This is a genomic window from Pseudomonas sp. R15(2017) (assembly GCF_002112685.1).
GTDB lineage: Bacteria > Pseudomonadota > Gammaproteobacteria > Pseudomonadales > Pseudomonadaceae > Aquipseudomonas > Aquipseudomonas glycinae.
The window spans coordinates 196,244-209,831 of sequence record NZ_NEII01000005.1 but is presented as its reverse complement, the minus strand read 5'-3'; the positions used below and the strand labels follow the sequence as shown (position 1 = coordinate 209,831).

Below are 13,588 nucleotides of genomic sequence, written 5' to 3'. Positions count from 1 at the left end.
CGATGCTGGCTTTTCTCCCTGCCACCCTGCGCGGCGTGATCGCTGCGCTGCTGCTGGCGCTGAACACGATCCTGCTGTGCTCGTTCCTGTTTCTCGTGGCACTGATCAAAGTGCTGCCGTTCGACCTCGCACGCCGCGCCTCGCGCTGGCTGATGAGCCACACCCACGAAGCCTGGATCAGCAACAACAAAGGCTGGATGAACCTGGTCCGCCGCACCCGCTGGCACCTCAGCGGTCTGCAAGGCCTGGACTATCAACACTCGTACCTGATCACCAGCAACCACCAGAGCTGGGTCGATATTCTGGTGCTGCAATACGTGCTCAACCGACGCATTCAGCCGCTGAAGTTCTTTCTCAAGCAGGAACTGATCTGGGTCCCGGTGATCGGCCTCGCGTGGTGGACACTCGGCTTCCCGTTCATGAAGCGCTATTCGAAAGCCTATCTGGAGAAACACCCGGAAAAGAAAGGCAAAGACCTCGAAACCACCCGCAAGACCTGCGCGAAATTCCGCGACAACCCGGTGGGCATCTTCAACTTCGTCGAGGGCACACGCTTTACCGAAGGCAAACACGCGCAGCAGCAATCTCCGTTCAAACACCTGCTCAAGCCCAAGGCCGGCGGCATCGCATTCGTACTGGATGCGATGGGCGAACAGCTGGAATCGATCGTCAACGTGACCATTCACTACCCAGGCGGACGCCCTGGCTTCTGGGACCTGCTGTGCGGCAACGTCCGAGACGTAGTGGTGCACTTTGAAGAGCTGAAGATCCCGCCGCAGTTCATCGGCAGGAACTACGACCAGGACGGCGAGTACCGCCTGCAATTCCAGGGCTGGATCAATCAGCTGTGGCAAGACAAGGATGCGCTGCTTGCGCAGATGCACAGCGAGTATCCAACGAAGTAATCAGGTGTCTGTAATGCCCTCATCGCGGGCAAGCCCGCTCCCACAGTGGATTTTCAGCGCACACAAATATTGTGTAAGGCAGGAACCCTGTGGGAGCTGGCTTGCCAGCGATAGCAATATCAAAGGCAACAAAAAACCCGCAGACAATCACTTGTCTGCGGGTTTTCTTCTTTCATCTGACGCTTAAATCGCGCCACGCTTGCGCAGCAGATCCAGCACTTGCTTGACGCTTTCATCCAGCGACAACGATTGGGTATCGATCACCAGATCAGCATCCAGCGGTACGTCATACGGGAACGACTCACCCGGAATGTTATCGCCACCGGCAGCGTACAAACCTTGCGGATCACGCTCGGCGCAGACAGTCGGCGAGGCCTGGACATAGACTGTCAGTAGACGCTCCTTGCCGATCAGATCCCTGGCCTGTTCACGACCTTCGGCACTCGGCGCCACGAAAGCCGCAAGTGTCAGCAGACCGGCTTCGTTGAACTGACGCGCCACGTGTGCAGCACGACGCCAGTTCTCAGTGCGACCGGCGCGATCCTGCGGCAGGCCTTTGTTGAGGTCGTGACGCAGGTTCTGACCATCCAGCACGAACACCGCACGGCCCATATCGAACAGTTTGCGCTCGACGGCATAGGCCAGCGTGCTCTTGCCAGCGCCGGACAGGCCGCTGAACAGCACGGTGGCCGGTTGCTGGCCGAAACGCTGGGCGCGTTCTTCGGTCGCTACGTGGGCCAGTTTGCCGTGGTGCGTGGCCGTACCGTGGGTCACCGGCTGAGCGACGATCATGCCGGCGCCGACGGTGCCGTTGGTCAAACGGTCGATGACGATGAACGCGCCGGTGGTGCGATTGCTGTCGTAACCGTCGAGGGCGATCGGCGCGTCGAGCGCGATCTTCACCTTGCCGATTTCATTGAGCTGCAACGCGCTCGCCGGGCCTTCTTCGAGGGTGTTGACGTCAACCTTGTTGACGATGCTGGCGATGGAACCCGGCACGTAACTGGTAGCACGCTTGATGTCGTATTTCTTGCCCGGCAGCATCGGCTCTTCAGCCATCCACACCAGCATCGCTTCGAAGCTGTCGGTGACCGGCGGAACATTGTCGGCGTGGACCAGCAGGTCGCCACGGGAGATGTCGATCTCGTCTTCCATGGTCAGCGTTACCGCTTGGCCAGGACCTGCGTGTTCCAGTTCGCCCTCGAAGGTGACGATGGATTTCACGCGGCTGCTCTTGCCCGACGGCAGGACCACGACTTCGTCGCCCTTCTTGACGATGCCGCTGGCCAAAGTGCCGGCGAAACCGCGGAAGTTCAGGTTCGGACGGTTGACGTACTGCACCGGGAAACGCAGATCGGTGAAGTTGCGGTCACCCGCCACTTCCACGGTCTCGAGGATTTCCATCAGCGACTGGCCGGTGTACCACGGCGAGCGCTCGGACTTGTTCACCACGTTGTCGCCCTTGAGAGCGGACATCGGCACGAAGTGCATGCTCGTCGGCTTCATCTTCAAGCCTTCGGCGAACTTCAGGTAGTCGGCCTTGATCGACTCGAACACGCCCTGATCGAAACCCTTGAGGTCCATCTTGTTAATGGCGACGACGATGTGCTTGATGCCCAGCAACGAGGCAATGAAGCTGTGGCGACGGGTCTGGGTCTGCACGCCGTAACGGGCGTCGACCAGGATGATCGCCAGGTCACAGGTGGACGCACCGGTGGCCATGTTGCGGGTGTACTGCTCATGGCCGGGGGTGTCGGCGATGATGAATTTGCGCTTGGCGGTAGAGAAATAGCGGTAGGCGACATCGATGGTGATGCCCTGCTCGCGCTCGGCCTGCAGGCCGTCGACCAGCAATGCCAGGTCGATGTCGTCACCGGTGGTGCCGACTTTCTTCGAATCGCGGGTGATGGCTTCCAGGTGATCTTCGTAGATCATCTTCGAGTCGTGCAGCAGGCGCCCGATCAGGGTGCTCTTGCCGTCATCGACGTTACCGCAGGTCAAAAAGCGCAGCAGCTCTTTACGTTCGTGCTGGCCCAGGTAGGCGAGGATGTCCTCGCTGATCAAATCAGATGCGTGCGACATGACAGCCCCTTAGAAATAGCCTTGACGTTTCTTGTCTTCCATCGAGCCTGCGCCATCGTGGTCGATGACCCGGCCCTGGCGCTCGGAAGTTCGCGTCAGGAGCATTTCCTGAATGATGTCCGTCAGGCTTTCGGCCTCGGACTCCACCGCGCCCGTCAACGGGTAGCAGCCAAGGGTACGGAAACGCACTTTCTTTTTGACGATGCGCGCCTTGTCCTCGTCGGACAGGTGCTCGAGGATGCGCTCGTCGTCGATCATGATCAGCGTGCCGTTCTTCTCGATCACTTCGCGCTCTGCCGCGAAGTACAGCGGTACGATCGGGATGCCTTCGAGGTAGATGTACTGCCAGATGTCCAGCTCGGTCCAGTTCGACAGCGGGAACACACGAATGGATTCGCCCTTGTTGACCTTGCCGTTGTAGACGTTCCACAGCTCCGGGCGCTGGTTCTTCGGGTCCCAGCGGTGTTTGCTGTCGCGGAACGAGTAGACGCGCTCCTTGGCGCGGGACTTCTCTTCATCGCGACGGGCACCGCCGAAGGCTGCGTCGAAACCATGCTTGTCGAGTGCCTGCTTCAGGCCCTCGGTCTTCATGATGTCGGTGTGCTTGGCGCTGCCGTGGGTGAACGGGTTGATGTTCTGCGCCACGCCGTCGGGGTTGATGTGAGTGATGAGGTCCAGGCCAAGCTCTTCGACCATCTTGTCGCGGAACTTGTACATTTCCTGGAATTTCCAGCGGGTGTCGACGTGCATCACCGGAAACGGCAGTTTGCCCGGGAAGAACGCCTTGCGTGCCAGATGCAGCATCACGGCGGAGTCTTTACCGATGGAGTACAGCATTACCGGGTTGTCGAACTCGGCGGCCACCTCGCGGATGATGTGGATGCTTTCCGCCTCCAGCTGTTTCAGATGCGTCAGTTTGTCGACCATGGCTACTCACGAAAGCTTTCTTATGAACGGCCAGCGGGCCGTGTTCGAGCGGGGAATCCTAGCACAGCGACCTCTTCTAATCAGGACGCCGACTAGATCGAAAGGGTATATGAATATGCCTGCCCGTTCGGGCGCTCAGATCGGATTCGGGCAGTCGATAAAGATGTGTTCCAGAGCAAAGCGTTTCGCCAGATAGTCACCCAGCGCCTGCACGCCATAGCGTTCGGTGGCGTGATGGCCGGCGGCGATGAAGCTGATGTCGTTTTCCCGGGCGCTGTGGAATGTCTGCTCGGAAGCTTCACCGCTGAGGAACAGATCGACGCCGGCCGCGATCGCATTGTCGATGTAACCCTGGCCGCCGCCGGTACACCAGCCGACTCGACGGATCATCGCGCTGCCTTCGACCAGCAGCGGCTCGCGGCCCATGACTTCCTGCACTTTGCGGGCGAAGTCACGCGGGGTCATTGGCTCGCTCAGCGAACCGACCAGACCGACGATCTTCAGATTGTCCGGATCCAGCGGCCCTTCGACAGTGATGTCCAACTGACGGGCCAACTGCACGTTATTGCCGACGTCCGGGTGCAGATCCAGCGGCAGGTGATAACCGAGCAGACTGATATCGTGCTTGAGCAGCGTCTTCAGACGGCGCTGCTTCATGCCGGTGATGCACGGGTTTTCGCCCTTCCAGAAATAGCCGTGATGCACCAGCACCAGATCGGCTTCGGCCTCGACGGCGGCATCGAGCAACGCCTGGCTGGCGGTGACGCCGCTGACGATGCGCATCACCTGCGGACGGCCCTCGACCTGCAGGCCGTTGGGGCAATAATCGGCAATTTTCGCACTGCCGAGGTAACGGTCGGCTTCTTCGACCAGGGTGCTCAGGGCGACGGCCATGAAAGACTCCTAAATATCCCGTTCAGAGGCGCGCGCGGCCTCGTATAATGCGCGACATTATGGGCGGTCTGCCCCCGCCTGCAACTTTTCCAGGACGTGCTTAATGCTCAAGGCGCTGCGTTTTTTCGGCTGGCCGCTGTTGGCCGGTGTGCTTATCGCTCTGTTGATTATTCAGCGTTACCCGCAGTGGGTCGGGCTTCCGAGCCTCGACGTCAACCTGCAACAGGCCCCGCAGACCACCAGCGTGCAGCAGGGGCCAGTGTCCTACGCGGACGCGGTGACCATCGCTGCGCCGTCGGTGGTCAACCTCTACACCACCAAAGTCATCAACAAGCCGAGCCATCCGCTGTTCGAGGATCCGCAGTTCCGCCGCTTCTTCGGTGACAATTCGCCGAAGCAGAAGCGCATGGAATCAAGCCTCGGCTCCGGCGTGATCATGAGCCCGGAAGGCTACATCCTGACCAACAACCACGTCACCAGCGGCGCTGACCAGATCGTCGTGGCGCTCAAGGACGGTCGCGAAACCCTGGCCCGAGTGATCGGCAGCGATCCGGAAACCGACCTCGCCGTCCTGAAGATCGACCTGAAGAACCTGCCGGCGATCACCGTCGGACGCTCCGACAATATCCGCATTGGCGACGTCGCACTGGCGATCGGCAACCCGTTCGGGGTCGGCCAGACCGTGACCATGGGCATCATCAGCGCCACCGGCCGTAACCAGCTGGGCCTGAACAACTACGAAGATTTCATCCAGACCGACGCGGCGATCAACCCGGGCAACTCCGGTGGTGCGCTGGTCGACGCCAACGGCAACCTGACTGGCATCAACACTGCGATTTTCTCCAAGTCCGGGGGTTCACAAGGGATCGGTTTTGCGATCCCGGTGAAACTGGCGATGGAAGTGATGAAGTCGATCATCGAACACGGCCAGGTGATTCGCGGCTGGCTGGGCATTGAAGTGCAACCGCTGACCCAGGAGCTGGCCGAGTCGTTTGGCCTGTCCGGGCGTCCGGGAATTGTAGTGGCGGGGATTTTCCGCGATGGCCCGGCCCAGAAGGCCGGCCTGCAACTGGGTGACGTGATCCTGAGCATCGACGGCGAACCGGCCGGTGATGGCCGCAAGTCGATGAACCAGGTGGCGCGGATCAAGCCGACCGACAAGGTCACGATTCAGGTGATGCGCAACGGCAAGGAGATCAAGCTCACGGCTGAAATCGGTCTGCGCCCACCGCCGGCGCCGGTGAAGGAAAAAGAAGAGTAAGACTTTGTTCGCGTCACTGACGCGAATAACAGACATTCTCAACAGGCATGTTATATTGTTTCAATTAGAACATTGGAACAACATAACATGTCGTCTCGAAAAAAGGCCTCCCTCCTCGGCCTGACCCTTGGCCTGCTGGGCGATCCCGCGTTTGCCGATGAACCGCAAACGCTTGAACTCGACGCCATCAGCGTCATCTCCGATTACGAATCCCCTGCCGGCCCGGTCAAAGGCTATCGCGCTACCCGCTCGTCCAGCGCCACCAAAACCGACACCGCGATCCGCGATATTCCGCAGGCCATCAGCGTGGTGCCCGCCAGCGTGCTCAAGGATTTGGGCAGCACCAGCGTAGAACGCGCGCTGGATTTCGCCGGTGGCGTGTCGAAGCAAAACAACTTCGGCGGCCTGACGCTTTACGAATACAGCGTGCGCGGCTTCACCACCTCTGAGTTTTACCAGGACGGCTTCAGCGCCAACCGTGGTTATCCGAGCACACCGGACGCCGCCAACATCGAGCGCATCGAAGTGCTAAAAGGACCGGCCGCCAGCCTGTATGGCCGAGGTGATCCGGGCGGCACGGTAAACATCGTCACCAAAAAACCGCAGCCAGCGGCCTTCACCACCCTGCAAACCAGCGCCGGCAGTCGGGATCGCTATCGCACCGCGCTGGACGTCAACACGCCGCTGGATGATCAGGGCGATGTGCTGTCGCGAATCAATCTCGCGGTCGAGGACAACAACAGCTTTCGCGACCACGTCGACAGTAAACGTGTATTCGTTGCCCCCTCTCTCAGTTGGCAGTTGAACCCGGACACCAGCCTGCTGGTGGAGAGCGAATTCGTGCGTCATGGCTCGACCTTCGACCGCGGCATCGTTGCACCTAACAATAAATGGAGCGGCGTCTCGCGCTCGACATTCCTGGGTGAGCCGAACGACGGCAACATCGACAACCACAACAACAGACTGCAAGCCACGCTTGAGCACCACCTCAACGATGCCTGGAAACTGCGCCTGGCCAGCCATTACAAGGAGGGCAAACTCTGGGGTTTCGCCTCCGAAAACCGTCCCTTGAATGCCGATGGCCACACCGTCAACCGCCGCTATCGCGAACGCGATACCAACTGGCACGACAGCATCACCCAACTGGAACTGCGCGGTCTGTTCGACCTCGGCACCTGGCAGCACGAACTGCTGATCGGCAGCGAGTACGAGAACTTCCGCAAGAACGAGCGCGTCACCACCATCGCCGGCGGGCCTTACGCCATCGATATCTATAACCCGGTGTACGGCCAGCCCAAACCCAACGGCGCACGCTCCGGTACAGACTTCTTCGAACACGTCGAAAGCCATGCGCTGAACCTGCAGGATCAAATCGTCTTCAGCGAAAAACTGCGCGGGATGATCGGGGCGCGATTCGAGCACTTCGAGCAAACCATCGATGACCACAGCCGCAACACCACCAGCCGCCAGACCCACGACGCGCTCACCCAACGTGCCGGCCTGCTCTATCAACTGACACCGGACACCGGCCTGTTCGCCAACGCCTCGACCTCATTCAAACCGAACAACGGCCTCGATGCGGCTGGCAAATCCTTCGATCCGGAAGAAGGCGTGGGTTACGAAATCGGGATCAAGAACGAGCTGTTCGACGAACGTTTAAGCAGCACCCTCGCCTTCTTCCATATCGACAAGGAAAACGTCCTCGCCCTCGACCCGGGCACCGATACCAGCCGCGCCATGGGCAAGGCCCGCAGCCGGGGTTTCGATCTGCAGGTCACCGGGCAAGTCACCGACGCCGTCAGGGTGATCGGCGCTTTCGCCTGGATCGACGCCGAAGTGACCAAGGGGGATGCCGCGATCCCCGCCGGTAGCCGCATCCTCGGGGTCGCCAAACGCAGCGGCAGCGTGCTGGGTGTCTACGAGTTTCAGGACGGTCGCTTGCGCGGCTCGGATATCGGCGCGGCGTTCACTTACGTCGGTGACCGCTCAGGTGAGTCCGGCAGCGATTTCGAGCTGCCGGCCTATCACACCGTCGACCTGCTGGCCCATTACAAGGCCAGCGACACCGTCACTCTCGGCCTGAACCTGAACAACCTGTTCGACGAAAAGTACTACGAGCGCTCGTACAGCAGCTACTGGGTCAACCCCGGCGAGCCGCGCAATTTCACGGTCAGCCTGACATTCAACCTGTAAAAGGACGTCACCATGCATTACGGCAAACTCTTATTGATCATCGCTGCGCTGTTCGCTGGCCAAGCATCAGCGCATGGTCTGTGGACCGAACAACGACGCGGCAATATCGAAGTGATCTACGGCCACGGCGCAGAAGACAACGCTTTCAAAGCGCAGAAAATCAGCGGTGCATGGGCATATGACGTCAGCGGCAAGATGATCCCGGTCAACGTGCAACGCCTGACCGATCATGCGCGACTGCAACCGCTGAAGCCGCCGGCGGTAATGGCCGTGGCCCTGAACAACGGCATGTGGTCGCAAACCGCCGACAAGAAATGGATCAATGAGGGACGCAGCAAGGTACCGGGCGCCATCGAGTCGACCGAGACCCTCAAGTACAGCCTGGCGATTTATCAGCCGGGAGCGAAGCTGCCCAAACTCAATCAGATCAAATTGCTGATTTTGCCGGAGGTCGATCCTCTGACCGTCGGCCCAGGGAAATCATTGCCGGTGCGGGTGTTGCTGGATGGCAAACCGGCAGCGGGCGTGAAGTTGATCGGTGACTACCGCAGCGCGCCGAATACCTTGAGCACTGAAACCGACAAGGACGGCCGCGCTCAGGTGCTGGTGCGTAACGAGGGATTGAATGTGATTGCGGCGCAGGTGGAGGTGCCGGTGAAGGACAATGCAGAGGTGAGCAGTCGGGGGTTGTTCAGTTCGTTGACGTTCCTGGGCGAACCGCATCACGAATGAACCAACGCTGATCCCTGTGGGACGAAACCCACAGGGATCAGCGTCGTTTCAGAGTTCGCCCAGACCGTCGATCAACGCCTGATTCTGTTCCGGCGTGCCGATCGAGATCCGCAGGAACTGGGCAATCCGCTCCTGCTTGAAGTGGCGCACGATCACGCCCTGTTCACGCAGTTTGGCTGCCAGCCCCGCCGCATCGTGTTGCGGATGCCGGGCGAAGATGAAGTTCGCCGCTGACGGCAGCACTTCAAAGCCCTTGGCCTGCAACTGCGCAACCACCCATTCGCGACTCTCGATGACCAGTGCGCAGGTCTTGTCGAAGTATTCGCGATCCTCGAACGCCGCCGCCGCACCGACATTCGCCATGCGATCGATCGGGTAGGAATTGAAGCTGTTCTTGATCCGCTCCAGCGCCTCGATCAAATCCGGATGGCCGACCGCCAGACCGACCCGCAGGCCCGCCAGCGAACGGGACTTGGACAGGGTCTGGGTCACCAGCAGGTTCGGATAACGGTCCACCAGGCTGATCGCAGTTTCTCCGCCGAAGTCGATATAGGCCTCGTCGACCACCACCACCGAATCCGGGCTGGCCTTGAGGATCTGCTCGACCGCTTCCAGCGCCAGCAGGCAACCGGTCGGTGCGTTCGGGTTGGGAAAAATGATCCCGCCGTTCGGCTTGGCGTAGTTAGCCGGGTTGATCCGGAACTGGGCATCCAGCGGCACTGCATCGAACGTGATGCCGTAAAGGCCGCAGTAGACCGGATAGAAGCTGTAGCTGATGTCCGGGAACAGGATCGGCTGATTGTGTTGCAGCAGACCGTGGAAGATGTGCGCCAGCACTTCGTCCGAGCCGTTGCCGAGGAACACTTGATTGCTCTGTACGCCGTAGTACTTGGCGACGGCGTTTTTCAGCAGGTCGCTGTTCGGATCCGGGTACAGACGCAGGTTGTCGTTGAGTTCGGTCTGCATCGCCGCCAGGGCTTTTGGCGACGGACCGTAGGGGTTTTCGTTGGTGTTGAGTTTGACCAGACGGGTCAGCTTCGGCTGCTCGCCCGGCACGTAAGGCACCAGATCCTTGACGAACGGGCTCCAGAATTTACTCATGTTCAGTTCCCCTTCACTTCGTCTTTGATGCGGTATTCGGCGCTGCGCGCGTGGGCGCTCAGCGATTCGCCACGGGCCAGGATCGATGCAGTCTTGCCCAGCTCGGAAGCACCGGCCTCGGAGCAGAAGATGATCGACGAACGTTTCTGGAAGTCATACACGCCCAGCGGCGAGGAGAAACGCGCGGTGCCGGAGGTCGGCAGTACGTGGTTCGGGCCTGCACAGTAGTCGCCCAGCGCCTCGGAGGTGTGGCGGCCCATGAAGATCGCACCGGCGTGGCGGATCTGCGGCAGCCAGGCCTGCGGGTCGGCGACAGACAGTTCAAGGTGTTCCGGGGCGATGCGGTTGGCGACTTCGATGGCCTGGGCCATGTCGCGCACGTGAATAAGGGCGCCACGGCCGTTGATCGAGGTTTCGATGATGGTTGCGCGATCCATGGTCGGCAGCAATTTGTCGATGCTCGCGGCGACCTTGTCGAGGAACTCGGCGTCCGGGCTGACCAGAATCGCCTGGGCATCTTCGTCGTGCTCGGCCTGGGAGAACAGGTCCATGGCGATCCAGTCCGGATCGGTTTGACCATCGCACACCACGAGGATTTCAGACGGGCCGGCAATCATGTCGATGCCGACCTGACCGAACACGTGACGCTTGGCAGTGGCGACATAGATGTTGCCCGGACCAACGACCTTGTCTACCTGCGGCACGCTCTCGGTGCCATAGGCCAATGCGGCAACGGCTTGTGCACCACCGATGGTGAACACCCGGTCGACGCCGGCGATGCACGCCGCCGCCAGCACCAGTTCGTTGACCTCGCCACGCGGAGTCGGCACTACCATGACCACTTCGGTCACGCCAGCGACCTTGGCCGGAATCGCGTTCATCAATACAGAAGACGGGTAAGACGCCTTGCCGCCTGGAACATACAGACCGGCGCGATCCAGTGGCGTGACCTTCTGACCCAGCACGGTGCCGTCGGCTTCGGTGTAGCTCCAGGAGTCCTGCTTCTGTTTTTCGTGATAGCTGCGCACGCGGGCGGCGGCTTTTTCCAGCGCTTCGCGTTGTGGGACAGTGATGCGGGTCAGGGCCAGCTCCAGACGCTCGCGCGGCAGGATCAGGTCCGCCATCGAAGCGACTTCGAGGCCGTCAAATTTCTGGGTGAACTCGACCAGCGCCGCGTCACCGCGCTCGCGCACAGCCTTGATGATGTCCAGCACCCGCTGATTGACCGAGTCGTCAGACACACTTTCCCAGCTCAGCAGATGATCCAGATGATGCGCGAAATCCGGGTCAGCAGCGTTGAGTCGGCGAATTGCAGTCGGTGCGGTCATAGCGAGAGCCTCATAGGAATGGCAAAAACTCAGGCGCCCTAACTTAGCAGTCGTTTCCGCTTGGGCACCTGAGATTCTGGCTATGAGGCGGATAGACGGGCGCGACTTAACGTCGCGCAGGTACATCAGCCGCGGTGTCGAGACTCCACTGCCTTGCGCAGGGTGTCGATCAACGCCTGGATTCGGGCGTGTTGCATTTTCATCGAAGCTTTATTGACCACCAGACGCGAGCTGATCGTGGCGATCAGTTCCTGGGGTTCCAGGCCGTTGGCGCGCAGGGTGTTACCGGTGTCGACCACGTCGATGATCTTGTCGGCCAGGCCGATCAGTGGCGCCAGCTCCATCGAGCCATAGAGCTTGATGATGTCGACCTGACGGCCCTGCTCGGCGTAGTAACGCTTGGCGACATTGACGAATTTGGTGGCGACGCGCAGGCGGCCCTTGGGCTCGACCGCGCCGACCTTGCCGGCGGTCATCAGCTTGCACTGGGCAATCTGCAGATCCAGCGGCTCGTACAGGCCCTGGCCGGTGTATTCCATCAGCACGTCTTTACCGGCAACGCCGAGGTCGGCCGCGCCATGCTCGACATAGGTCGGCACGTCGGTGGCCCGCACGATCAACAGGCGAACGTCTTCCTGGGTCGTGGGGATGATCAGCTTGCGGCTCTTGTCCGGATTCTCGGTCGGCACGATGCCCGCTTCGGCGAGAAGCGGCAGGGTGTCGTCAAGGATGCGGCCCTTGGACAGTGCGATGGTCAACATGGGAAACGTCAGTCCTTATCAAGGTACTCATGTCCGGTCGCAATTGGCGCCGGACATACATCGAGGGCGTCACCCCCCCGATCAAAACGAATTCAACGGACACTTCCCTGTGTCCAGATGCAGCGACTAGCCCGGAACGCGACGGATCCTGGCGCCCAGCATCTGCAGTTTTTCCTCGATGCACTCGTAACCACGGTCGATGTGGTAGATGCGGTCGATCAGGGTATCGCCTTCGGCCATCAGGGCCGAGATCACCAGACTGGCCGAGGCCCGCAGGTCGGTTGCCATCACTGGCGCGCCCTTGAGGATTTCAGTACCGGTCACGATGGCAGTGTTACCTTCGACCTGGATCTTGGCGCCCATGCGGTGCAGTTCGTACACGTGCATGAAACGGTTTTCGAAGATCGTCTCGATCACGGCACCGGTGCCTTCGGCAATGGCGTTGAGCGAGATGAATTGCGCCTGCATGTCGGTCGGGAATGCCGGGTACGGCGCGGTGCGTACGTTGACTGCTTTCGGGCGCTTGCCGTGCATGTTCAACTCGATCCAGTCTTCGCCGCTGGTGATTTCGGCGCCCGCTTCACGCAGCTTTTCCAGAACCGCTTCGAGAATGGTCGGATCGGTGTCCTTGACCTTCACACGGCCACCGGTGACCGCAGCGGCTACCAGATAGGTGCCGGTCTCGATACGGTCAGGCATGACTTTGTAGAAAGTCGAACCCAGACGCTCGACGCCGTCGATGGTGATGGTGTCGGTGCCAGCACCGGAGACCTTGGCGCCCATGGCGTTGAGGAAGTTCGCCAGGTCGACCACTTCAGGCTCGCGGGCGGCGTTCTGCAACACGCTGCGGCCCTTGGCCAGAGCGGCAGCCATCATGATGTTCTCGGTACCGGTCACGCTGACGGTATCGAAGAAGAAGTGCGCACCGCGCAGACCACCTTCAGGGGCCTTGGCCTTGATGTAGCCACCTTCGACGTCGATGACCGCGCCCATGGCTTCCAGGCCACGGATGTGCAGGTCGACCGGACGCGAACCGATGGCGCAACCACCAGGCAGAGCGACTTCGGCTTCACCGAAACGCGAAACCATCGGGCCCAGCACCAGGATCGAGGCACGCATGGTTTTCACCAGTTCGTACGGGGCGATCAAGGTCTTGATGGTGCGCGGGTCGATTTCGACGCTGAGCTTCTCGTCGATCACAGGCTCGATGCCCATGCGACCGAACAGCTCGATCATGGTGGTGATGTCATGCAGGTGCGGCAGGTTGCCAACAGTCACCGGGCCATCGCACAGCAGGGTGGCGGCCAGGATCGGCAGGGCGGAGTTCTTCGCCCCGGAGATGCGGATCTCGCCATCAAGACGAGCGCCACCGGTAATAATCAATTTATCCATAAGAATCTCGAC

General features: G+C 60.5%; 11 protein-coding genes. 4 read left to right on the top strand and 7 right to left on the bottom strand.

Going from position 1 to position 13,588, the window contains the following annotated elements:
- Nucleotides 1-2 precede the first annotated feature (2 nt).
- The gene (locus CAF77_RS12685) at nucleotides 3-905 is read left to right on the top strand and encodes an acyltransferase (RefSeq protein WP_064382517.1); all 903 of its coding nucleotides are present in this window, start codon (nucleotides 3-5) and stop codon (nucleotides 903-905) included.
- 183 nt (nucleotides 906-1,088) lie between these two features.
- Here CAF77_RS12685 and cysN read toward each other — a convergent pair whose 3' ends face one another.
- The 3 genes from cysN to CAF77_RS12670 all read right to left on the bottom strand — a co-directional run bounded on the left by cysN (nucleotide 1,089) and on the right by CAF77_RS12670 (nucleotide 4,808).
- Nucleotides 1,089-2,987 carry a sulfate adenylyltransferase subunit CysN gene (gene cysN / locus CAF77_RS12680; RefSeq protein WP_064382518.1) on the bottom strand — a complete coding sequence of 633 codons (1,899 nt, stop codon included), beginning with the start codon at nucleotides 2,985-2,987 and terminating at the stop codon, nucleotides 1,089-1,091.
- Between the two features lie 9 nt (nucleotides 2,988-2,996).
- Nucleotides 2,997-3,914 carry a sulfate adenylyltransferase subunit CysD gene (cysD, locus tag CAF77_RS12675; RefSeq protein ID WP_007912374.1) on the bottom strand — a complete coding sequence of 306 codons (918 nt, stop codon included), beginning with the start codon at nucleotides 3,912-3,914 and terminating at the stop codon, nucleotides 2,997-2,999.
- A gap of 135 nt (nucleotides 3,915-4,049) precedes the next feature.
- The gene (locus tag CAF77_RS12670; RefSeq protein ID WP_011332485.1) at nucleotides 4,050-4,808 is read right to left on the bottom strand and encodes a Nif3-like dinuclear metal center hexameric protein; all 759 of its coding nucleotides are present in this window, start codon (nucleotides 4,806-4,808) and stop codon (nucleotides 4,050-4,052) included.
- Between the two features lie 103 nt (nucleotides 4,809-4,911).
- On the opposite strand from CAF77_RS12670, the gene algW reads away from it, so the two are divergent.
- From algW to CAF77_RS12655, 3 genes are all read left to right on the top strand, one after another.
- The gene (algW, locus tag CAF77_RS12665; RefSeq protein WP_064382519.1) at nucleotides 4,912-6,069 is read left to right on the top strand and encodes a Do family serine endopeptidase AlgW; all 1,158 of its coding nucleotides are present in this window, start codon (nucleotides 4,912-4,914) and stop codon (nucleotides 6,067-6,069) included.
- Between the two features lie 87 nt (nucleotides 6,070-6,156).
- Entirely contained in the window at nucleotides 6,157-8,262 is a 2,106-nt protein-coding gene (locus CAF77_RS12660) for a TonB-dependent siderophore receptor (protein WP_064382520.1), read from the top strand.
- Nucleotides 8,263-8,274: 12 nt separating this feature from the next.
- A complete protein-coding gene (locus CAF77_RS12655) occupies nucleotides 8,275-8,994 on the top strand; it encodes a DUF4198 domain-containing protein (protein ID WP_085654632.1) in 720 nt (239 codons plus the stop codon).
- 48 nt (nucleotides 8,995-9,042) lie between these two features.
- On the opposite strand, the gene hisC is transcribed toward CAF77_RS12655, so the two are convergent.
- The 4 genes from hisC to murA all read right to left on the bottom strand — a co-directional run bounded on the left by hisC (nucleotide 9,043) and on the right by murA (nucleotide 13,576).
- Entirely contained in the window at nucleotides 9,043-10,095 is a 1,053-nt protein-coding gene (gene hisC, locus CAF77_RS12650) for a histidinol-phosphate transaminase (protein ID WP_085654630.1), read from the bottom strand.
- A gap of 2 nt (nucleotides 10,096-10,097) precedes the next feature.
- Nucleotides 10,098-11,423 carry a histidinol dehydrogenase gene (gene hisD / locus CAF77_RS12645; protein WP_007953552.1) on the bottom strand — a complete coding sequence of 442 codons (1,326 nt, stop codon included), beginning with the start codon at nucleotides 11,421-11,423 and terminating at the stop codon, nucleotides 10,098-10,100.
- Between the two features lie 125 nt (nucleotides 11,424-11,548).
- Nucleotides 11,549-12,184 carry an ATP phosphoribosyltransferase gene (hisG, locus tag CAF77_RS12640; protein ID WP_007953554.1) on the bottom strand — a complete coding sequence of 212 codons (636 nt, stop codon included), beginning with the start codon at nucleotides 12,182-12,184 and terminating at the stop codon, nucleotides 11,549-11,551.
- Nucleotides 12,185-12,310: 126 nt separating this feature from the next.
- Entirely contained in the window at nucleotides 12,311-13,576 is a 1,266-nt protein-coding gene (gene murA / locus CAF77_RS12635; RefSeq protein ID WP_085654628.1) for a UDP-N-acetylglucosamine 1-carboxyvinyltransferase, read from the bottom strand.
- Nucleotides 13,577-13,588: the final 12 nt, after the last annotated feature.